The organism is Thalassospira lohafexi, assembly GCF_002844275.1.
GTDB classification, from domain to species: domain Bacteria; phylum Pseudomonadota; class Alphaproteobacteria; order Rhodospirillales; family Thalassospiraceae; genus Thalassospira; species Thalassospira lohafexi.
Genome location: NZ_NXGX01000002.1, coordinates 114,014 through 136,410, shown reverse-complemented (window position 1 = coordinate 136,410; position 22,397 = coordinate 114,014). Strand labels below are relative to the sequence as shown.

Below are 22,397 nucleotides of genomic sequence, written 5' to 3'. Positions count from 1 at the left end.
GTGCCAATCCTGTTTCTGCCTAAAGTCTGATCGTCACGCGTCTAGAGCGCGGCAATCTTCTGCAAGCCAGCCGATTTCGATCTGCTGGCCCCGCTTCAAGCGTACCTGATCTGGTGCGTTTCTTGTTTTGATCACAAACTCGTCGTTTCCGGCCACACGCAGACGTGTGCGGAAAATATCGCCCATATAGATGAATTCCAGCACCTCGGCTTTGAGCGTGTGGGCATCTTCGTGGAGACGATCCCGGTTATATTCAACGCGTTCTGGGCGGATCGACACACGGGTGCGTTCGCCGACTTTACTTACGTTGACCGGTACGGCGTCAATGACTTCGCCGCCATCGAGCTCAATGACGCAAGTATTGCCCTTGATTTCTTTGACAACACCTTCAAGTGTGTTGTTCTCGCCAATGAATTGGGCGACGAAGCTGTTTTCCGGTGTTTCATAAAGCTTATCTGGCGGCGCAAGCTGCTGAATGCGGCCATCGTCAAACACGGCAACCCGGTCTGACATGGTCAGGGCTTCGGTCTGGTCATGGGTCACGTAAACTGTGGTGATGCCCAACTGATGCGCCAGATAGGTGATTTCAAACTGCATTTTTTCACGCAGCTGTTTATCAAGTGCGCCTAGCGGCTCATCCATCAGAACAAGTTCTGGCTCAAACACCAGTGCGCGCGCCAAAGCGACACGTTGCTGTTGTCCACCCGACAATTGTGCCGGACGGCGACCACCAAAATCGCCCATCTCAACCATGTCGAGTGCCCTTTTGACCTTCTCTTCGCGCTCGGCCTTACCAAGCTTGCGAACTTCGAGCGGGAACGCAAGGTTCTCGGCAATGGTCATATGCGGGAACAGTGCGTAGTTCTGAAACACCATGCCAATACCGCGCTTGTGCGGCGGGATATTATTGATGGAAATACCGCCCAGACGAATGTCGCCATGTGTGGCTGTCTCAAAACCTGCGAGCATCATAAGGCATGTCGTTTTGCCAGACCCTGACGGGCCAAGCATCGTCAGGAATTCGCCCTTTGGCATCGATAGGTTGAGATCTTTCACGACAAGCGTTTCGCCATCGTAGCTTTTCTGTACGCGTTCAAATTCAACAAACGCGTCATTAGATGCACCGTCGGTCAAGCCCAAATACCCCCTGTTTTATCTTCATTCACTTTGAGTTTCGTTTTCGCACAAATTTTGTGCTGTTTTCAGTTTTGCTCAAATTTTGAATTCACACATTAGAACAAACAAGCTGCTTCAGTTCAACCTAAAGAAACACCAAATATAGAAGGATTGCGACATAACCACACAAAGATTACACCAAAAGCAGCATTATCGACTGCTACCCGGGGTGCAGCCTGCTATGCGTTCACGGATGGGCAACATGATTGCTTTGCGCTGGTATTTTATCGCCAACGAACCTATAAGGTCGCCATGATTTGCAATGATACACAGGAATTGCTGCGGTGCCTGACACCAGCAGCGCGCGTTTTGGGGCTTGATCTTGGCACCAAAACCATTGGCGTGGCCCTTTCAGATGTCGGGCTGCAGATTGCATCACCTTATGAGCTGATCTCGCGGAAGAAATTCACCCGCGACGTTGCACAGCTTTCATCAATCGTCACCAAGCAGAATGTCGGGGGCATCGTCATTGGCTTCCCGCGTGAGCTTGACGGTACGATTGGGAAAGCTTGCCATCGGGTTTACGCGTTCATCGACGAGATGGAAAAATATATCGACCTGCCCGTTTTGATGTGGGACGAGCGCCTGTCGACCAATGCGGTTGAGCGCATCCTGATCCAGGAAGTCGACATGACGCGCAAACGTCGCGCGGAAGTCGTCGATAAAACGGCGGCCGCCTATATCCTGCAAGGTGCGCTTGACAACCTTAACCGTCATACCGATCCGGGCGAGAATGCCGTGCCCGATGAAGAAGAAGACGATTTTGATGATGAGGGCAACGAGGCATAAACGCCCTGCCCCAAGCGCAAACGACATAATGCCAATTTTAAAGCTGCCTGACATTTCAGGCAGCTTTTTTATTTGGCAGTGATCACGACCATCACGCCAAAGAATTTCGAGGGCGGCAGGATCAACTGATCCTTCTTATAAATCGCTCCCAGCGATTTGGCCGCATCCACGGTCTTGGACATATCATCGACAATCAACTCAAATCCGGCAAACCCGTCTGTTGGGAAGTTTGGATCATCAATGCCATATTTATCGATCAGCTCATCGCCGTGCAGGGCTTCGATCACCCCATCGACATCAATGCCTTGATAGAATTCGCGCACGGCATCCGCAGCCCAATGCGACAAGAAGACCTTGCCAATCGCGCAGGCCGTATTTTGATGTGACTGATATTCGGGGAAATAAAAATTCTGGGGAGGATGCCGGTGCTGGCAGACGAAACTGACCGCATTTCGCAACAATGGATGGTTGGCAAATGCCAGCGAAAACGCCACACCAACCTCATCGCCCTGTGGGGTTTTGGCATCTCGTTCGAAATGAAAGACGCGCGGTACAGCCGCCCCGGCAGCCATGAAATCTTCGCGATCTTTTTCCGCATCGTGTGATTGCAGGGCCAGCATCGACATGCCTTCACGATGGCGCAGATAGTCACGATTATAAACGGCAAAGGAAAATGGCGACGCCAGATCGGTTTCGGCAATCTTGGCTGGCTCAATGACCGACAGTAATTCGATGTACATACCATCGAGCTGAATCAGCGCATTTCCGGTCCCAAACGGGTGGATCGCACGCGGCGTTACGGTAAAGCCAAGCTCAACATATGCGGCAATTGCGGCATCAAGATCGTTCACACACAAAACAAGATGATCAATCGCGCGCGGCATTTGGTAACCCCTTATGGTGGTGGCGTAGAAAACGCTTTCAATTGAAATCAGTGTACATTGTCAGCATTATGAACCCTGTGCTGACTATCACAGTCTGATATCATCGGCAAAGCACAACTGGCTCACGGTCAGATCATATTCTGCAAACCAGTTCCCTAGACCAAGTGGTTGCTTTACAATTGTAAATCAAGCTCCAGACTGCTGATCGAAAGACAAACAGTGCTCGCAGTTCCATGTTGAAAGACATTTGATGATCGCCATTCTTTCCGCCCTGCTACCGACATTTGCCCTGATCATTCTGGGGTATGTTTTACGTCAACGGCGTTTTCTGCCAGACACGTTTTGGCCGGGTGCGGAAAAACTGACCTATTTTGTCACCTTCCCGGCCTTGCTGTTTTCCAATACGGCCAAGGCCGACCTTGGCAGTTTGCCGTTGTTGGGGATTGCCGGGGCAATGCTGGGGACAATTGCGATCTGTACGCTTTTAATTCTTGCAATCAAACCGGTGCTTAAAGTCAGCCCGGCGGCATTTTCATCGCTGGTGCAAGGGGCCATTCGGCCCAATACCTATATCGGCCTTGCCGTTGCGGCCGCCTTGCTAGGGACGCATGGATTAACAGTGACCGCCCTTTGCGTTGCACTGGTGGTGCCAACAGTCAATGTTATCTCGGTTCTTGCCTGCGCGCATTGGGGTGACAATGACCGTACACCCGGTGTGTTGTCGCTGCTGCGCGATGTCGGCAAAAATCCACTGTTGATGGCCTGTGTCCTCGGAAGCCTTGTGAACGTCATCGGGATTGGTTTGCCCCCGGTCATTGGTCCGTTTCTTGAGGTTCTTGGCCGGGCAGCCCTTCCGATCGGGTTGCTTGCGGTTGGAGCCGGACTTGATCTGACAGCAGCCCGGCAGGCGGGCATTCCCGTTGGTATCTCAACAATTGGAAAACTGGCAATCAGCCCGGCAATCGCCGCGGGGCTTTGCATCGCATTGGGATTACCCACGACCGACATGGCAGCCGTTGTCCTATATGCCGCCCTGCCCTGTTCGGCCAGTGCCTATGTACTGGCGCGCCTGATGGGCGGGGATGCGCCGATGATGGCTAGTATCATTACTGTCCATACACTGGTGGCAATTGCGAGCATGCCAATCATTGCCATTCTGGTGCATGCGGTTTAACGCGGGCCCTGTCCACGCAACCGGCCCGAAAACTTGACCATACAGTCAGGAAACAGGCAGTATAACAGCACAATATTTACCTTTTCGTGACCGGGCCAATTGGGTATGCTCCGCGCGAAATTCTTCCAGGATCACCCAAGGGAAATGTGCAACGCCATGAGCGTCATGGGACCAGCGGCGGATCATTATCCGCACCCACACCTCCTCGGCATCGAGGGTCTTACCCCCGGGGAAATCACCCTTATTCTTGATCGGGCACAGCATTACGCGGAAAAGAACCGTTCTGCTGACAAGACCAGTAACATTCTGGCCGGTGCCACGGTTGTTAATCTGTTTTACGAAAATTCCACCCGTACCCTGACGTCCTTTGAGCTTGCCGCCAAGCGGCTTGGTGCGGATGTCATCAACATGACGGTGGGAACGAGTTCGGTCAAAAAGGGTGAAACCCTGATTGATACGGCAATGACACTCAATGCGATGAACCCGGACGCGCTTGTCGTGCGCCATGGCGACAGTGGTGCTGTCAAATTGCTTAGCGAGAAGGTCAATTGTGCGGTTTTGAATGCCGGGGATGGTCGCCATGAACATCCGACACAGGCGTTACTGGATGCATTGACCATTCGTCGCCACAAAGGTCGCCTGCATCGTCTCAACGTTGCGATTTGTGGGGATATCGCCCATTCACGCGTGGCACGGTCCAATATCCTTTTGCTCAACACTATGGGATCGCGGGTGCGCCTTGTGGCCCCACCGACCTTGATCCCGTCAAAGATCGACCGGATGGGTGTTGAGATCTTCCATAACATGGAAGAAGGCCTGAAAGACTGCGACATCGTGATGATGTTGCGTCTTCAGCTTGAACGCATGGAAGGAAGCTTTATCCCTTCGGTGCGTGAGTATTTCCATTTCCATGGGCTTGATCGCGCCAAACTGGCAAATGCCAAACCCGACGCGCTGATCATGCATCCCGGCCCCATGAACCGTGGTGTCGAAATCGACAGTGAAGTGGCTGATGACGTCGAACGGTCGGTCATTCGCGAACAGGTCGAAATGGGGGTTGCCGTGCGCATGGCGACACTTGAACTGCTTGTCCAGAACCATAGAACGATGGGAGGTCAGGCATGAGCCCCGCCATTCGCGCCAAAGGCGCTGGCCAAAAGGCATTTATCAATGCCCGCCTGATTGATCCGGCAAAACAGACCGATACCCTTGGTGGTATTCTGATCAACGACGATAAAATCCTTAAAAGCGGTTCCGATGTTACGGCCGATACAGTGCCCGACGGTTATCAGGTCACTGATTTGAACGGAGCATGTCTCGCTCCCGGACTGGTGGATATGCGCGCGCAATTGCGCGAACCGGGGTTTGAGCATCAGGAAACCATCGAAACCGCGGGAAAATCGGCTGCCACGGGTGGCATTACAACGATCATTGCCCTGCCCAACACCGATCCGGTGATTGATGACGTGGCGGGTGTTGAGTTCATCGCACGGCGCGCGCGCAAGGTTGGATTGGCAAAAGTTTTTGTCTATGGCGCGGTCTCCAAAGGCATTGAAGGCAAGGAAATTACCGAGCTTGGCCTATTGCATCAGGCTGGTGCGGTTGCCTTTTGCGATGGCATTCAAACAATTGCCAGCGCACGCCTTTTGCGTCAGGCGCTGGCCTATTCGACTTTCTTTGATGGCATGATTGTTCAGCACCCCGAGGAACCGGAACTTTCCAAGGGTGCGGCGATGAACAGTGGCGAACTTGCCACCCGCCTTGGACTTTCGGGTGTTTCGCCCCTGGCCGAGGTTATTCAGATTGAACGTGACCTGCGTTTGGTTGAAATGACGGGTGGACGTTTGCATTTTGCCCATATTTCGACAGGTGAATCGGTTGAAGTGATCCGCAAGGCCAAAAAACGTGGCCTAAAAGTCACGTGTGACACGGCACCGTTTTACTTTGCGCTCAATGAAAACGCGGTGTCTGATTACCGGACATTTGCCAAACTGTCCCCACCCCTTCGATCCGAAGACGACCGTCAGGCGATTGTTGCCGGTTTGGCCGATGGCACGATTGATGCCATTGCGTCGGACCATAACCCGCAAGATGTTGACTCAAAGCGCCTGCCTTTTGCGCAAGCCGCCGCCGGTGGTGTTGGGTTTGAAACGTTGCTGCCCATCGCACTTGAGCTCTATCACAACGGGCATATGTCGCTGCTTGAGGTCATCACGAAATTGACCCGTGTTCCAGCAGCGCTTGTCCGCATCAAGGGGGCTGGCACGCTTGAAGAAGGCACACCTGCGGATCTTGTGATCTTTGATCCGGACCGTCCGTGGAAAATTGATCCTTACCAATTCCAGTCCAAATCAAAAAACTCGCCCTTTGATGGTCGTCTGACGCAGGGCCGCGTTTTGCGCACCCTGATTGATGGCCGCGAAGTCTTTACGGAAGGTGCCTGAGATGGAACTTGATGCAACCTACAAAGCAATGTTGATGTCGCTTCAGGTGGCAACAGTTTGCGGTTATTTGCTGGGGTCCATTCCGTTTGGCCTTGTCCTCACCCGCATGGCCGGTCTTGGTGATATTCGCAAAATCGGTTCGGGCAACATTGGTGCAACCAACGTTTTACGCACCGGACGCAAGGGCCTTGCCTTCCTGACACTGATTGGGGACGCGGGCAAAGGTGCGTTTGCGGTTCTGATTTTCACCCACCTTGTCGGCGTCGAACAGGGCATCTTTGCCGGTGGGGCCGCCGTGATTGGCCATATGTTTCCGGTCTGGCTGCGGTTTAAGGGCGGCAAAGGTGTTGCCACGACCCTTGGAACCCTGGCCGCCGTAAACTGGATCATGGGGCTTAGCGCGGCACTTACATGGCTGGTGATGGCGCTGATATTCCGCATTTCATCGCTTTCGGCCCTGATTGCAATGATCGCAGCCCCACTTGCCGCTTTCTTTATTGCCAATGATCCGGGTGCTGGATGGCTTGGCGTGTTTTTGGCGGTGATTGTCTGGCTGGCCCATCACGCCAACATCAGACGCCTTCTGCGCGGTGAAGAACCCAAAATCGGGCAAAAGAAAAAAGACGCACAAGCAGACGGCGACAAGGACGAAGATATCCAAGCGAGCTGAGCGACAGTCTTTTGAAGTACTTGACGAATTAACGCCCGGATGAGCACAATCCGGGCGTTATGTTTTTTGATCATGAGCAACCTTCGCGATTATCGCAATCTGAACGTCTGTCGCGCATACGACTGGCGCGCAGCAGCAATATTGGCCCGATCACATTTCGCAAACTTCTTGATCGATTTGGCACGGCCCGTGATGCGATCGAACAGTTGCCTGACATTATTGCCAAAACCAAAGGATTTCGTAAAATCGTTCTAGCCAGCAGGAACGATACGGTTTTGGAAATCGAACTGGCCCAAAAATGCGGTGCAAAACCGGTTATTTGGGGTGACCCTGAATATCCCGCCCTTCTGGCCCGGATCGAAGATGCCCCACCTTATTTTTATGCCGTCGGCCGTGTTGAGCTTTTGGCCCGCCCTGCGATTGGGCTGGTCGGGGCACGCAACGCATCGGCCAACGGATGCGGATTTGCCCGAAAGCTTAGCCACAGCCTATGTGATGCGGGGTATGTTGTGGTGTCGGGCATGGCGCGCGGCATTGATGGGGCAGTCCATGAAGCGGCCCTTACGGCCGATCCAAAAGCGAATGGCGGCACCATTGCCGTTCTGGGCGGTGGGGTTGATGTCATCTATCCACGCGAACATCGCGATCTTTATGGCAAACTGTGCGAACAGGGCTGTGTTATTTCGGAAATGCCGCCCGGTTTACAGCCACAAGCGCGGCATTTCCCAAGGCGGAACCGCATTATTTCCGGCCTGTCATACGGAACGGTCGTGATTGAAGCGGGCCGAAATTCCGGTTCCTTGATCACGGCACGATTTGCCGGTGAACAGGGACGCGATGTGTTTGCCGTCCCCGGTTCCCCAACCGATCCGCGTGCAGCAGGCCCAAATAGCCTGATCCGGGACGGCGCAATATTATGCGACTCTGCGGATGTGATTTTGGATGCCTTGCGTGATGCGACGCAAAACACGCACCTTTTTGAAGATTTTCATCAATTTAACACGAACGCACACAGCCCTGAGGCAAATAGCGATCCGGCGCGGTATGATGACATCGCACAATCGATTGTTCAGGATGCGGAAAATTCTGGATCAAAAGAACCGTCACAAAGCATTGAAATTGATAGCGAACTGGGGGATTTATCCCCCATCGACACCGATGCGGATCAGAGTGGCAAAGTTCTTGATCTTTTATCGACCACACCGCTTCTGATTGATGACCTTATTCGGGCGTCTGAGCTTCCGGCAAACAGCATTTCGAGCATTCTGATTGAACTCGAACTTGCAGGAAGGGTTGAACGTCACCCCGGAAATAGGGTATCGCGTATCGCCAAATGAGAGTCGCGTCGAAATCGGGCGTGACAAATATTGTTGTGATTTGCTGCAATTTGCGCAATCTGGTCTGGACTTCCGATACACTATATATATGTGTCGCTCATTCGGATTATTCGAAACACAGCATAATGATCGCCTTCGGGCGCAAGAACCGGACACGAAAAACGTAATGAATCTTGTCATCGTCGAATCCCCGGCCAAAGCCAAGACGATCAACAAATATCTCGGTGATGATTTTAAGGTGCTGGCCTCTTTCGGTCACATCCGCGACCTTCCGTCCAAAGACGGTTCGGTCGATACCGATAACGACTTTTCGATGATCTGGGAAACAGACGGTCGATCTGAAAAACAGATCCGTGAAATTGCGTCAGCGGCGCGAGACTCCGATACCATCTATCTCGCGACTGACCCGGATCGTGAAGGTGAAGCCATTTCGTGGCACATTCTTGAGGTGCTTGAGCAGAAAAAATTGCTCCGTGGGCGTGACGTCCATCGCGTCGTGTTTCACGAGATCACCAAAAAGGCTGTTACCGAGGCAATTGCCAATCCGCGTGAGCTTAATAAAGAGCTGGTCGACGCCTATCTGGCGCGCCGCGCACTGGACTATCTGGTCGGGTTTAACCTGTCACCGGTTCTGTGGCGCAAACTGCCCGGTTCACGGTCGGCAGGCCGTGTGCAATCGGTCGCACTTCGTCTGATTTGCGAACGCGAAATCGAGATTGAAGCATTTCGCGCCGATGAATACTGGTCGCTCGAAGCTGGGTTTACGATCCCGGAAGGCAATTTTTCGGCCCGTCTCACCCATTTGAATGGTGAAAAACTCGACAAACTTGCCCTTGGCAACGAAGACGCCGCCAAGATTGCGCAAGAAAAAGTCGAATCGCGTAGCTACACGGTTTCCAAGGTTGAGCGCAAAGACGTTAAACGCCGTCCGCAGCCGCCTTTCACCACGTCAACCTTGCAGCAGGAAGCATCGCGTAAGCTTGGCTTTGGTGCCAAGCGGACCATGCAGCTTGCCCAGCGCCTGTATGAGGGGATTGATATTGGCGGCGAAACCGTTGGTCTGATCACCTATATGCGTACCGATGCCGTCATATTGTCGGGCGAAGCATTGGCCGCGGCACGTCGCCTGATCGGCAAGGATTACGGTGATCAGTATCTGCCCGCAAATGCGCGCAGCTTTGCCAACAAATCCAAGAACGCGCAGGAAGCCCACGAAGCCATCCGTCCAACCGATCTGTTCCGTCGCCCCGATCAGGTGGCGCGACACCTCGATAAAGATCAGTTGAACCTTTATACCCTGATCTGGAAGCGGACCGTCGCCTGTCAGATGGAAGACGCGCGTTTTGATCAGGTTGCTGTTGATCTGTCATCGAATGACAATCACGTTGTTTTGCGTGCCAATGGCTCGGTCGTAAAGTTTGACGGCTTCCTGAAACTGTATCAGGAAGGCAAGGATGATGATTCAGACGATGAAAAAGATCGTCGCCTGCCGCCGTTAAAAGAAGGCCAGAAACCCGATCTTGGCAAAGTCAGCATTGATCAGCACTTCACCCAGCCGCCGCCCCGCTATACCGAGGCGAGCCTGGTCAAGAAGATGGAAGAACTCGGCATTGGCCGACCGTCGACCTATGCGTCGATCATTTCAGTGTTGCAAGATCGTAACTATGTCTTGCTCGAACGTCGTCGCTTTGTCGCGCAGGACCGTGGGCGTCTTGTCACAGCGTTCCTGTCGAAATTCTTTGAACGCTACGTGCAATACAACTTCACCGCCGACCTTGAAAACCAACTTGATGAAGTCTCGATGGGCAATCTGGCCTGGAAAGATGTTCTGAAAGATTTCTGGTCTTCGTTCAAAGGTAACGTTGACGAAGCCAAGGAACTTAAAATCACCGAAGTGCTTGATGCGCTTCAGGTGATGCTGGAAAACTATCTGTTCCCGACCCGCGAAGACGGCAAAGATCCACACAAATGCCCGAAATGCGAAGACGGGCAATTGAGCCTGAAACTGGGTAAGTTTGGCGCCTTCCTTGGCTGTTCAAACTATCCGGAATGTAATTTCACCCGTCCGTTGGTTGCCAATGAAAACGGCAGTGATTCCGAACTTGATGCCGGACCAAAGGTCCTTGGTATTGACAAGGAAACCGGCAAGGAAATTACGCTACGCAAAGGCCCATACGGCGTTTACGTGCAGCTTGGCGAAGAAGAAGAAGTCGAAGGCAAAAACGGCAAGCCCAAGAAGGTCAAACCGAAACGGACATCCTTGCCCAAGGGGCTGGAACCGTCGGTCGTTGACCTGTCAAAAGCCGAGGAGCTTCTGACGTTGCCGCGGCTGGTCGGGATTTATCCTGATACCGGTGAAGAAATGAAAGCCAATGTTGGTCGTTTCGGCCCCTATGTTCAGGCAGGTAGCATATTTGCGTCGCTTAAGGCCGATGATGACGTCCTGACGATTGGCGAAAACCGCGCCATTACCCTGATTGCGGACAAACGTGAAAAGGCCGGCACAGAAATAGGCAAGCATCCTGACGACAATGAACCGATCTTTGTTGCCGTTGGTCGCTGGGGTCCGTTTGTGAAGCACAAAAAGACCATCGCCAACATCCGCGACGTTGAACGTGACGACATCACGCTGGAGATGGCGATCAAGGCGATTAAGGAAAAGGAAGCCAAGTCGGGCAAAACCACCAAAGCCACGGCGAAGAAAGCGGCTCCGAAGAAAACAGCGGCCAAGAAAGCCCCCGCTAAAAAGAAAGCTGCAAAGAAACCTGCAGCGAAAAAGACAACCACGAAAAAGGCGGCGGCGACGTAATCGCCGCCTTCCTTTTTCGGGTGACACGATTGAAAGGACGCCGCAAAGTTGGCGAACGATAGAGACGATAAGAAGCACTTCCCGACACGGGAAGAAATCATTGAGTTCATCGGCATGAGCCCGACCCCGGTCGGCAAGCGCGAGATCGCGCGCGCCTTTAACATTAAAGGTGCGGCCAAAATTGAGCTTAAAAAAGTCCTCAAAGACCTGAATATCGGCGGTGACGTCGTCAAGGGACGTCGACGGTTTGATAAACCAGACCGCCTGCCCCCGGTCGATGTTCTTGAAATCACCGGCATTGACGATGACGGCGAAGTTCTTGCCAAGCCAAATGTCTGGAAGCACGACTACGAACCGCCACAGATCACGGTCAAGTCGATCCGTCGCGGTGGACCAAGTGCACCGGGCGTTGGTGACAAGATCCTCGCCAAGTTGCGCTATACTGGCAAGCAAACCTACGAAGCCAGCATCATGAAGGTTCTGGGCAGCGGTCCTCAACGCGTTCTGGGTCTTTATCGACCGAACGAGCGCGAAGGCCGTGTTGTGCCAACAGACCGCAAGGATAGCGGCGAAATCGCGGTGCCACTAGATGATCATCCCGATCTTGAGGCCGGTGCGCTGGTTTTAACCGAAATTCTGCCGGGCAAACATTTTGGATTGCGCAAAGGCCGCATCACCGAAGTTCTTGGCAACATCAACGAACCAAAGTCGATCAGCCTTGTGTCGATCCATGCGCGTGGCATTCCATTTGAATTCCCGCCAGAAGTCGAATTACAGGCCCGTGAGTCCAAGGCAACGCCGATGGACAAACGTACAGATCTGCGCGACATCGCGCTTGTCACCATTGATGGCGCCGATGCGCGTGACTTTGATGATGCGGTCTGGGCAGAAGCCGACACCGACCCGGAAAACGAGGGCGGCTGGCACCTTATGGTGGCGATTGCCGATGTGTCCTGGTATGTACGTCCGGGCGACGCATTGGACCGCGAAGCAGTAAAACGCGGTAACAGTTGCTATTTCCCTGACCGCGTGGTGCCGATGTTGCCGTTTGAACTGTCAAACGGTTGGTGTTCGCTTGTTCCCCATGAAGACCGCGGCTGTATGGCTGTTGAAATGTGGCTCGATAAAAATGGCCACAAGCTTCGGCATAAGTTCTGTCGCGGCATGATGCGCTCCGCCGCACGTTTGACCTATGATCAGGTTCAGCGCGCCGTGGATGGCCAGCCAGACGAGACAACGGGTCCGCTGGTCGATACGGTCATCAAACCGCTTTATGGCGCGTTTGACGCCTTCCTGCAGGCACGCAAACGCCGTGGTGTTCTGGAACTTGATGTTCCCGAGCGCAAGATCGAACTTAATGATCAGGGTCAGATCGTTGCCATTGCACCGCGTGCCCGCTTTGACAGCCATAAACTGATCGAAGAATTCATGATCGCGGCCAACGTTTGCGCGGCCGAGGAACTTGAGCGTATCAAGCAACCTTGCATGTATCGTATCCACGATGCACCAAGCGAGGAAAAGCTTGAAGCGCTGCGTGAATTCCTTGAAGGGGCTGGCTATACGCTGAATAAGGCAGCGGTTCTGCGACCGCGTGACTTCAACCAGATCCTTGAAAAAGCCAAAGACACGCCAGAGGCCGAACTGATCAATACCGTGGTATTGCGCAGCCAGTCACAGGCGATGTATAGCCCCGACAACATCGGGCACTTTGGCTTGGCACTGAACAAATACGGGCATTTCACATCTCCGATCCGACGCTACGCCGATCTTTTGGTTCATCGCGCATTGATTGCCGGTTTGAAACTTGGTGAAGGTGCTCTGCCACCTGAAGAAGGGGAACGGTTTGAGCAAATCGGTGCCGACATTTCCGGTACCGAGCGCCGTGCAGCCATGGCAGAACGCGACGCGGTTGACCGGTATGTTGCAGCCTATATGTCTGACAAGGTCGGAGCCGAGTTCCCCGGCAAGATTTCCAGTGTGACGCATTTTGGCCTGTTCATTTCGTTGCAGGAAACCGGCGCGGATGGTCTGGTACCGATTTCCACCCTGCCCGACGACTATTACGTTCACGACCCCGCCAACCACGCGTTGGTTGGCCAAAACCGTGGCAAGACGTTCCGTCTGGGGGATCAGGTTGTTGTGCGCATTGCCGATGCTGATGCCGCAACGGGGTCGCTGGCACTGCGTTTGGCCGAACATGCCGATATCACGGCACGCGATCTGGAAGAACGCCCACGCAGTGGCCGTCGTGGCCCACAAAACCGCCGCGGCAGCCCGGGGGATCGCAGCCACCGTCACGGCAGCAAGCCGGGTTTCCGATCCGGCCCACGCGATGCCGCTGGTCCGGGTGGGACGTCTGCAACAAAGTCCAAGGGGAAAGGTGCGGCCAAGCCCGGGGGCAAAAAGAAAACAACCCCAAAAAAGCAGCGTAAAATGGTCGCATCCGATCGCGTTGCACGCAGCAATGCAAAACGCGGTGACAAACCGCAATAAGACCCAAGACATCCGTTAAGACGTTTAAAGGGCGGCCCGTTTAGGTGGCCGCCCTTTTTCGCACTGATCTGGTTTCCACAAACATTGCTTACATCATTGTATCGATGAATTTTGCAAGTTGGTCGGCCGTTTGTTTGCCACGGTTACTGATAATCGCGACATTGCCCGGCAAGCCTTCAAGGTCGGGATGACCGGCATCGAAGCTTGTCAGCAAACCAAGTTTTTTATTGGTCAGAGTTTTCATCGCAGCCAGCGCACGGATCAATTCAATACCGCTTAATCCATCAAGAACGGCGGCTGTGATCACGGCATCAGGATGTGATTGCACAACGGTTTCAAATGCTTCGACAGCAGTGCGTGCCGTGATGGTGCGGAAACCCTTTTCGCGCAACTCGCGCTGCAGAAAACGTGCCTGTACAGCCGTCGCCGTCACCAAAAGGACTTCCTTGTCATTGGCCGTGACCGCAGTATCTTTTGCTCCTTCTTCGTCAGCTTTGGCGCTACGGGTTGGCAGAGAGCGCAGAATACGTGTTTCTTCATCAGCAGCCGGGTTGGTCCCGCTTTCAATGATCTCGCGGATCCAACTGGTGAAATCTACAAGCGAAGCCGCCTCAAGATCATTAATCTCGGTCAGTTCGGCAATGTAGTCTTCCAGACGATGGGCAATTGCCCCGACAAGTGGAAAACCAAATGATCCCGCAAGTCCCTTTACGGTGTGGGCTTCGCGGCGCAGTTCGGCAATCCCCGGTCCGGCTTCATCCATACCACCTGCGATACGATCAATTGTGGTTTCAATCCGGTCGACCCGGTCCACGGTGTCCTCAATGAAGTCCTGTTTAAGACTGGCGACGATATCGTCGGCATTTCCCATTGGGTCACTCCTTTGGCAGGTATTTGATAACGTTCAATAATCTTTAGTTCGCGCAGGAGCTGAATTGGCTGGAACGAATTCTCTTGCTTACGCTATTGAACATCATGATGATGGTTTGACGTTTCAATGCCCCTTTTTAGCCCCCGGATCAAGGGGACAAAAAAGAAACCGGAGTTCTCGCCCCATGACCGACGCGCACGCCCCACACCAAAGCCGCGGCAGCCGACTAATGACAGGTCTGCGCCGTGGTTTTCGCCGCAAATGCCCCAATTGCGGAAAAGGTTTTGCTTTTGGCGGCTATCTTAAACTTCGATCTGAATGCGACGTCTGCGAACATCCGATTGGCGAGTACCGCTGTGACGATGCCCCGCCCTATTTCACCATTTTTCTGGTGGGACACATTGTTGTGTCAGGCGCCCTTGCCATGGAACAATCCATGAGCCCGTCGATGACGCTTCAATTGGTTGTCTGGCTGCCGACAACGGTTGTGTTGTGCCTTGGCATTCTGCCGTTCGTCAAGGGAGCTGTTCTGGGCACGCAGTGGGCCATGGGGATCAAAGGATAGCCATTGGCCTGATGGCGGTTTTCCTTTAGAATTGGTCCTCTTGGCACTTTATTTGAACCGGAACATTTAATTGGTTACAGCTGCTTTGCCAATCACCGACACTTGCTCTTTGACGTGCCGTCCGCGAAGACATTTGCGTATGGTCGTACTTGTTGGTGCCTGTCTTTGGCAAGCAGCATGTGCCACATCCAACCAGCCCGCAATAACATCGGTTGATGATCCGCAAACGCGAGATCTGCTTAACCAGACCATTGAACTGGTTGCGACACGCTATATTGATCCGATCAGCCGCGAACAGATTCTGGTTAACACACTTGATGGCCTTTCTGATCTGGATAACAACATTCGGGTAAATATTACCCCTGATGACCTTGTTCTGAACTATGGCACGCAAACAGTGCAAACCATCGAGCTTCCCAAAACGCCCGACAGTGGCGGCAGCCCGATGGTGTGGTCAGAGATCACCATCAAGGGACTGAGTACATACCGGGCTTATTCGCCGGATTTGCGTTCCAGTTCGACACTAGACATTCAATCCGCCCTGATCAGCGGTGCGATCCGCAATCTGGATCGCTACAGCCGTTATGAAGGCCCAAAGCAGGCTGAAACGGCGCGCAACCGTCGTGATGGCTATATCGGGATCGGGGTCCGTGTGATTGGCGGGGAAGGATACCCTGTGGTCAAACTGGTTCATCCTGATAGTCCAGCCGATTTGGCCGGTTTGCATCCGGGTGATGAGATCATCTCAGTCAATGGCGATGACATGTATGGCCAGACCAGCCAGTTCACAGCAGACCTTTTGCATGGCGAAGAAGGCAGCAGTGTGCGCATGGAGGTCAATACCGCCAGTTCACTACAAATCATCCCGATGGAGATTGTGCGTGAACGGGTGATTGACCGGACAGTCTTTACCGAGTTTCGCGACAATGTGCTGATTGCGCGCCTGAGCAGTTTTAACAATGCGACGGCCTCTGCCCTTGGTGACAGCCTTCTAACGGCTCAATTACGTCCTGGCGGGCTCAAAGGGGTCATCCTTGACCTTCGTGGCAACCGTGGCGGCCTTTTGCAGCAGGGTGTGGCAGTTGCCGACCTGTTTTTGGAAAACGGTCCCATTGGCAACACGTTTTCGCGCGTGATGGCCGCACGCCATGTGTTTAAAGCTGAAACAGGTGATGTCAGTTCTGGCGTCCCGCTTGTCGTGTTGATTGACGGGCGCACGGCATCATCGGCGGAACTGGTCGCAGCAGCACTTCAAGATCGCAATCGCGCCGTGCTGATTGGATCGACCAGTTTTGGCAAGGGTTCTGTTCAGGCCATCAACGATCTTCCTAACAAAGGTACGCTGACGTTCACGTGGTCACGCATGACGGCACCTTCTGGCTATACGTTCGATCGAATTGGACTGTTCCCGGCGGTATGTACGGGCACACCGGCGACGCAGAAAATCAATGCGTCCGATCAAGTAACAAATGCTCTGGCCCATCACGATCAGATCACCAAGATCATGACAAAGTGGCGCAGTCTTGATTATCAGGATGAAGCAACACGGCGAGAGCTTCGGGACGTCTGCCCGGCCGATACGCATGGCACAGGATTTGACGTTGAAGTTGCCCTTGAATTGATCAAAAACCACCCTTATTACAGGACGCTCGTCTTTGCTGGACAACAGGAAATCGCGGACATTTTTAACGTCGAGTAAAAATGCATTATTTTTTGCCAAAATGGCTTGACAGTCTGTCGATAACCTTTATGTTCCGGCGCCTGAGATACACCTGAACACAGGATGCAGAGACATGGCGAAGCCCGCTTCGATCCTCGTAAAGTTGGTAAGCACCGCAGATACCGGTTACTTCTATGTTGTTAAGAAGAACCCGCGGAATACCACCGAGAAATTCCAGTTTCGCAAGTACGACCCCGTCGTGCGTAAGCACGTCGTGTTCAAAGAAGCGAAAATGAAGTAATCTGGTTCTTCGGAACTTGATTACACTCAGACTTTAAAAAAGACGTGTCCTTATGGGCACGTCTTTTTTTATTTGTCCCGGAAGGTTGTGCCAGTTCGAGCTGAATGGCATCCACATTTAAAGGACGACCATTACGTCCTGTCCACACCCGCACGTCGCCTAAGACGAAAACTGCCGGTACCCAGCCACAGCAAGCAACAACCAGCCGACAATAAATGCGATCCCCCCAATGGGTGCTACGGCGCCAAAAACTGACAAGCCGGTAAACGCAATCACGTAAAGCGCGCCACAAAAGAACACGATGCCAACCAGCATGGCATAGGCAGCAGCCCGCAAAAGCTTTTCATCGGGCACTTGGCGAACAACTGCCGCGATTGCAACAAGGGCCACGGCATGGATCAATTGATAATGTGCGCCCTTTTCAACAAGACCGCGCGCATAGTCCATGTCGCTTCCGGCCATCGCGTGGGCGGCAAATGCGCCCAGTCCGACCGCGATAGCGCCATTCAGCCCCGCCAGAATAACAGACATACGCATGATGGGTTTTCTCCTGCTTGGCTACGCCATGAAAGTCATGCGCGACATTACCGGGCGATTGGTAAAACAGCCATGCGATAACGCAAAAAAAATGGCCGTACATAAAAATGTACGGCCAGTAAACTCTCTTGGGGGAGATGTGTCGAACAATCTAACTGTCCGTCACAAGACTATTACTACCCCTGCGATCATCGAATTTCTGTGACAACCATCACAATTAGAAAATAATTTTCGGCGATGACAGCCCATCCGAGACAGTCATGCAAAACCCCCAGCCAGAACAGATCACAGCTTAGTGGATGGATTCACTCAGGAATTCTTCAAGTCGGCGCACATCGGGGACATGCAGGCCGTTATCGACCTTGTTCACAAGCCCCTTGCGGCCAAGACTGCCCATAACGCGGGCCACCGTTTCACGCGATGTGCTGACACGTCCGGCGATTTCGGAATGCACCGGCACCGGTGACAATACTGCGGCGCCTGTATCGTCTGAGACTTGCTGTGCACGGCGCATGATTTCGGCAACCACCCGTTCGTTGGCACCAAGGGTGCTGACATCGACAATGCGCCGTGTGGATGTGCGTACAATGCGTGCGAGTTCGCGAATGACGTTCCAGCCGACCGACGGATGGCTTTTGACAACCGTTTCAAAATTGGCCGGACTTAGGATGGCGACTTCTGTATCGTCCACGGCAAACACACAGGCCGACCTTGGCTGCCCATCAATGGCTGAAAGCTGGCCGACACAGCCACCTGCCCCGATTTCTTCAAGCGTGATTTCACGCCCGGACAGCGAGTAATTCACGATCCGCACCCGACCAGACAGGATCAGATAAACATCTGAACTGTCGGCTTCCGGTTCGATCATTTGTGCCCCGGCCGAGAAGTTTTTCCGGTTAATGTGGCGCTCCACATCAGTAAGCGCCTCCTCGTCCAAACCCGCCAAAATCCCGACGACAGATAATTTAACCATGTGTCCGTGCTTTTCGCTTTTGTGTTGTTTTTATGAGAACAGCCCATTGTCTTAAACAGGAAGGTCCACCCCATTGCAGTATCAAGTTTGATCATATGCAAACAAAGGTAGACTGACAATCATTGCGCATTGAAATGTTCGAAACCAGATCAAGATAGACTTGTCTATGCTGCATGTGCGAACATGTGATCGACGTTTTCAGACAAGGCTTCATCTTTCGTCCGTCCCATTACCAAGGAGACCGACCATGAGTCCCGAGTTGGAAATCTTTCGCCGCAGCCCGACTGGCAAAGCCAAAAGCAAAAACCCAATCGTTTTTGTCCATGGCGCTTATACCGGTGCCTGGTGCTGGAACGAGCATTTCCTCACCTGGTTTGCCGATCAGGGGTTTGAAACAATATCCTTCTCTCTTCGTGGCCATGGCGGCAGTGGAGGCCGCGCATTGCGCAGCCTTGCTTCAATTGACGACTATGTCGAGGATCTGGAAGAAATCGTCGAGACACTGGGTAAAAAGCCTATCCTGATCGGTCATTCGATGGGCGGCTATGTTATTCAGAAATATCTTGAACGCCATACCGCCGAGGCGGCAGTTCTTTTGGCATCCGTGCCGCCAGAGGGACTTTTGGCAAGCAATGCGATGATGGCGATGGCCCAGCCTGATCTGTTTTTCCAGATGTTCTGGTTACAGGCCATCGGACCACACACATTGCTCCGCGAGCGTCTTGGGCGTGCGATGCTATCGCCTGACATCGCCGAAGATGAAGGGATGATCTATTTTGGACGGCTCGAGACCGAAAGTCATCGGGCATTGATGGACATGATGGGGGCAAATCCTGTTTTCCTGTCATCCACAGAAGTACCGTCGATGCTTGTTCTTGGCGCACGCAATGACGAGATTATCCAAAGCGAGCTGATCCATCGGACTGCCCGGCGCTATAACGCCGACTATGCGCTGATTGATGATATCGCGCATGCCATGATGCTTGATAAAAACTGGGAAAAGGTTGCAGAAACTATCCTGCAATGGCTTGAAGTTACACTCGTTACTCAGGAACGTCGCAAAGGCAACAAAAGCGCTGCATGACAACGGCGAAAACAAGCGCTTTCCATTTTGTGGAAATTCTGGAAGCATGAACAACCTCTGGATTTAAAGTCTCACCAGATAAAAGGTTGTTGATATGCCCCGCAAAAATACATCTTCTCGCCTTGCATCCTTTGTAGCGATTGCTTGCTTAACCAGCATGTCCATACCCTCGGCACATGCCCAGCAAGCCACCGACGCCGTCGCGCCAGAAACCGGCAACACACAACGCATCGGGCTCGCCAGATCGATCACATCCGATAACTGGATGATCGCGGCGGCTAACCCGCTTGCAGTTCAGGCAGGAGCAGACATCCTGCGCCGTGGCGGCAATGCGATTGATGCGATGGTGACCGTGCAAACGATGCTTGGCCTTGTAGAACCGCAGTCCTCGGGCCTCGGCGGGGGCGCTTTTCTGGTGTATTATGATGCAAACTCAGAAAAGCTTACAACGCTGGATGGACGCGAAACCGCACCGGAAAATGCCACACCGACCCTGTTTCAAGATGAAAACGGCGAACCGCTTGAATTCTATGATGCAGTTGTTGGTGGACGGTCGGTCGGAACACCGGGGACTCCGGCCTTGATGAAATCCGCCCACGAAAAGTGGGGGCAACTCCCATGGGAAAATTTGCTTGCCCCGGCAATTAACACAGCGACCAACGGCTTCTCAGTTTCCCCGCGACTGGCAGAACTGATCGCCAGTGACCAAGAAAAGCTTTCACGTGATCCGGTTGCGAAAAGCTATTTCTTTGACAAAGACGGTGCACCATTAACAGTCGGGGCGGTTTTAAAAAACCCGCAATATGCCACGACCCTAAAAGATCTGGCCGAAAACGGGACAACGAACTTCTATACCGGACAGATAGCCAAAGACATCGTCGCCAAAGTCACTGGCGCAAGCTGGAACCCCGGTGTTTTATCGCTTAACGATCTTGCCCGTTATCAGGTCAAAGAACGCGCAGCGGTTTGCGCGACCTACCGTGTATATGATGTTTGCGGCATGGGGCCACCGTCGTCAGGTGCCCTCACGGTTGGTCAGACGCTTGGGCTGCTCGAGCCCTATGACATTGCATCGCTCGGTCCGAATTCAGCAGAAAACTGGCGCCTGATTGGGGATGCATCCCGCTTGGCCTTTGCGGATCGCGGGCGTTATATGGCCGATGTTGATTTCGTTCCTATGCCGTTAACCGGGTTGCTTGACGCGGACTATCTCGCAGACCGGTCCGAACAGCTTAACCGCGATAAAGCGCTTGAAGATGTCGCACCGGGAACGCCAGCCTTTAGCCACGCGATGAACCTTTCTGACGACGACGCCATCGAATTTCCCAGCACAAGCCATTTTTCCATTGTTGATGCCTACGGCAACGTTGCATCGATGACGACCACGATTGAAAACGGTTTTGGCTCACGCCTGATGGTGCGGGGCTTCATGCTCAACAACGAATTGACTGATTTTTCCTTCCGCACGCACACGGACGGCGTTCCCATTGCCAATCGGCTTGAACCGGGCAAACGCCCCCGCTCCTCAATGGCGCCGACAATCGTCATGAAGGACAATAAACCATTTATCGCAACCGGATCGCCCGGCGGGTCACGGATCATTGGCTATGTCACACAGTCGATCATCGCCATGATTGACTGGCAACAGCATCCTCAGGCAGCGGTCACCATGCCCCATTTGGTCAACCGGTTCGGCACCTTTGATCTGGAAGCAGGTACCTGGGCCGAGGACCTTGCCCCGGCCCTTGAGGACATGGGCTTTGAGACCAGCATTCGGGATCTTAATTCCGGTATCCATACCATCATGATCACCGAGGATGGGCTGATTGGTGGCGCCGATCCACGGCGCGAAGGTATCGTGATCGGGGAGTAACCACCTTGGTCAGACAAAACGGGCAGCACATGGTGTGTCTGCCCGTTTTTCATTGGAAACGTCATACATTCAGGCTTAGCTGCCAGTTAGCCAATCATCAAGAAGAGCATTCAGCTCTTTATGGTCGCTTGCAATGTAATCAGCCCCCGCTGCGCGCAGCATGTCGGCGGGCGTGATATCAACCAAACCAATGGTGGTCGCACCGGACGCAGCACCTGCACGCACACCGCTCTGACTGTCATCAACGACGACACATTCTGAAATTGGAACACCGATCTTTTTAGCTGCCAGTAAATATACATCCGGGTGTGGCTTGGCATTAGCGACATCGTGGGCCGAACAAATATTGCCGTTAAAGCGTTCTTTAAGCCCAACCTTGCCCAATGACACTTCCATTTTGTCATGTGGACCATTGCTACCAACCGCCATAGGGATACCCTTGGCATCCAGAAGATCAAGGATCGGGACGAGGTCGGCATAGGGTTCAAGATCGTTGCGAAATGCCGTAAAAGTCCGCGAATAGCATTCTGACAGCCAGTCTTCTGGCAAGGCAATGCCAAACAGGTCTTTCATTTTGGGTGGCACCATCGCAAGTGTACCGCCGATGAAAAGATCATGGGTTTTTTGCATATCCATATCGCAACCATAGCCACAGAGCTGCTCAGTCAAGACACGACATGCAAGTGTTTCGGTATCAACAAGAACACCATCGCAATCAAAGATTACACCGCGTACAACTGGTTTGGTCATGTTTTGA

Annotated in this window: 19 protein-coding genes; 13 read left to right on the top strand and 6 right to left on the bottom strand. The window is 53.1% G+C overall.

What is annotated here, in order from left to right; translation table 11 throughout:
- Positions 1-33: 33 nt before the first annotated feature.
- The gene (locus COO92_RS04375; RefSeq protein ID WP_101300239.1) at positions 34-1,134 is read right to left on the bottom strand and encodes an ABC transporter ATP-binding protein; all 1,101 of its coding nucleotides are present in this window, start codon (positions 1,132-1,134) and stop codon (positions 34-36) included.
- 294 nt (positions 1,135-1,428) lie between these two features.
- Here COO92_RS04375 and ruvX point away from each other — a divergent pair, with 294 nt between their 5' ends.
- Positions 1,429-1,965: a Holliday junction resolvase RuvX gene (gene ruvX, locus COO92_RS04370; RefSeq protein WP_101300913.1), complete on the top strand. Its 537-nt coding sequence runs from the start codon at positions 1,429-1,431 to the stop codon at positions 1,963-1,965.
- A gap of 68 nt (positions 1,966-2,033) precedes the next feature.
- On the opposite strand, the gene COO92_RS04365 is transcribed toward ruvX, so the two are convergent.
- Positions 2,034-2,849 carry a VOC family protein gene (locus tag COO92_RS04365; protein ID WP_101300238.1) on the bottom strand — a complete coding sequence of 272 codons (816 nt, stop codon included), beginning with the start codon at positions 2,847-2,849 and terminating at the stop codon, positions 2,034-2,036.
- Between the two features lie 250 nt (positions 2,850-3,099).
- Here COO92_RS04365 and COO92_RS04360 point away from each other — a divergent pair, with 250 nt between their 5' ends.
- The 7 genes from COO92_RS04360 (at position 3,100) to rnr (ending at position 13,776) form a co-directional block, all read left to right on the top strand.
- On the top strand, positions 3,100-4,023 hold the full coding sequence (locus COO92_RS04360; protein WP_101300236.1) for an AEC family transporter: 924 nt from the start codon (positions 3,100-3,102) through the stop codon (positions 4,021-4,023).
- A 165-nt stretch (positions 4,024-4,188) separates the two neighbouring features.
- Positions 4,189-5,148, top strand: a complete 960-nt coding sequence (locus COO92_RS04355; RefSeq protein WP_101300911.1) for an aspartate carbamoyltransferase catalytic subunit — start codon at positions 4,189-4,191, stop codon at positions 5,146-5,148.
- Positions 5,145-6,467 (top strand): dihydroorotase, encoded by a 1,323-nt coding sequence (gene pyrC / locus COO92_RS04350; RefSeq protein WP_101300234.1) that lies wholly within the window; start codon positions 5,145-5,147, stop codon positions 6,465-6,467. The genes COO92_RS04355 and pyrC overlap by 4 nt, the downstream gene beginning before the upstream one ends.
- 1 nt (position 6,468) lies before the next feature.
- Positions 6,469-7,137, top strand: coding sequence for a glycerol-3-phosphate 1-O-acyltransferase PlsY (gene plsY / locus COO92_RS04345; RefSeq protein WP_206186358.1), 669 nt, complete (start codon positions 6,469-6,471; stop codon positions 7,135-7,137).
- Between the two features lie 59 nt (positions 7,138-7,196).
- Complete coding sequence (gene dprA, locus COO92_RS04340) at positions 7,197-8,474, top strand: DNA-processing protein DprA (protein WP_240626321.1); 1,278 nt, start codon at positions 7,197-7,199, stop codon at positions 8,472-8,474.
- A 166-nt stretch (positions 8,475-8,640) separates the two neighbouring features.
- Positions 8,641-11,283 carry a type I DNA topoisomerase gene (topA, locus tag COO92_RS04335; RefSeq protein ID WP_101300232.1) on the top strand — a complete coding sequence of 881 codons (2,643 nt, stop codon included), beginning with the start codon at positions 8,641-8,643 and terminating at the stop codon, positions 11,281-11,283.
- Positions 11,284-11,331: 48 nt separating this feature from the next.
- A complete protein-coding gene (gene rnr, locus COO92_RS04330) occupies positions 11,332-13,776 on the top strand; it encodes a ribonuclease R (RefSeq protein ID WP_101300230.1) in 2,445 nt (814 codons plus the stop codon).
- Between the two features lie 88 nt (positions 13,777-13,864).
- Here the strand turns inward: rnr and COO92_RS04325 are convergent, their stop codons facing one another.
- The gene (locus COO92_RS04325) at positions 13,865-14,647 is read right to left on the bottom strand and encodes an Hpt domain-containing protein (protein ID WP_101300228.1); all 783 of its coding nucleotides are present in this window, start codon (positions 14,645-14,647) and stop codon (positions 13,865-13,867) included.
- A gap of 184 nt (positions 14,648-14,831) precedes the next feature.
- Between COO92_RS04325 and COO92_RS04320 the strand changes: the two genes are divergently transcribed.
- The 3 genes from COO92_RS04320 to rpmG all read left to right on the top strand — a co-directional run bounded on the left by COO92_RS04320 (position 14,832) and on the right by rpmG (position 17,173).
- Entirely contained in the window at positions 14,832-15,212 is a 381-nt protein-coding gene (locus COO92_RS04320; protein WP_101300226.1) for a DUF983 domain-containing protein, read from the top strand.
- A 139-nt stretch (positions 15,213-15,351) separates the two neighbouring features.
- Positions 15,352-16,911 (top strand): S41 family peptidase, encoded by a 1,560-nt coding sequence (locus COO92_RS04315; protein WP_022730654.1) that lies wholly within the window; start codon positions 15,352-15,354, stop codon positions 16,909-16,911.
- A gap of 94 nt (positions 16,912-17,005) precedes the next feature.
- Positions 17,006-17,173, top strand: a complete 168-nt coding sequence (gene rpmG / locus COO92_RS04310; protein ID WP_008890790.1) for a 50S ribosomal protein L33 — start codon at positions 17,006-17,008, stop codon at positions 17,171-17,173.
- Positions 17,174-17,332: 159 nt separating this feature from the next.
- Here rpmG and COO92_RS04305 read toward each other — a convergent pair whose 3' ends face one another.
- On the bottom strand, positions 17,333-17,710 hold the full coding sequence (locus tag COO92_RS04305) for a DUF423 domain-containing protein (protein WP_101300225.1): 378 nt from the start codon (positions 17,708-17,710) through the stop codon (positions 17,333-17,335).
- A gap of 292 nt (positions 17,711-18,002) precedes the next feature.
- Positions 18,003-18,683: a Crp/Fnr family transcriptional regulator gene (locus COO92_RS04295; protein ID WP_101300221.1), complete on the bottom strand. Its 681-nt coding sequence runs from the start codon at positions 18,681-18,683 to the stop codon at positions 18,003-18,005.
- A 247-nt stretch (positions 18,684-18,930) separates the two neighbouring features.
- On the opposite strand from COO92_RS04295, the gene COO92_RS04290 reads away from it, so the two are divergent.
- Together COO92_RS04290 and ggt are read left to right on the top strand one after the other, a co-directional pair.
- Positions 18,931-19,767, top strand: a complete 837-nt coding sequence (locus COO92_RS04290) for an alpha/beta hydrolase (protein ID WP_101300219.1) — start codon at positions 18,931-18,933, stop codon at positions 19,765-19,767.
- Between the two features lie 157 nt (positions 19,768-19,924).
- Entirely contained in the window at positions 19,925-21,640 is a 1,716-nt protein-coding gene (gene ggt, locus COO92_RS04285) for a gamma-glutamyltransferase (protein ID WP_206186357.1), read from the top strand.
- A 75-nt stretch (positions 21,641-21,715) separates the two neighbouring features.
- On the opposite strand, the gene COO92_RS04280 is transcribed toward ggt, so the two are convergent.
- Positions 21,716-22,390, bottom strand: a complete 675-nt coding sequence (locus COO92_RS04280; RefSeq protein WP_101300216.1) for an HAD family hydrolase — start codon at positions 22,388-22,390, stop codon at positions 21,716-21,718.
- Positions 22,391-22,397: the final 7 nt, after the last annotated feature.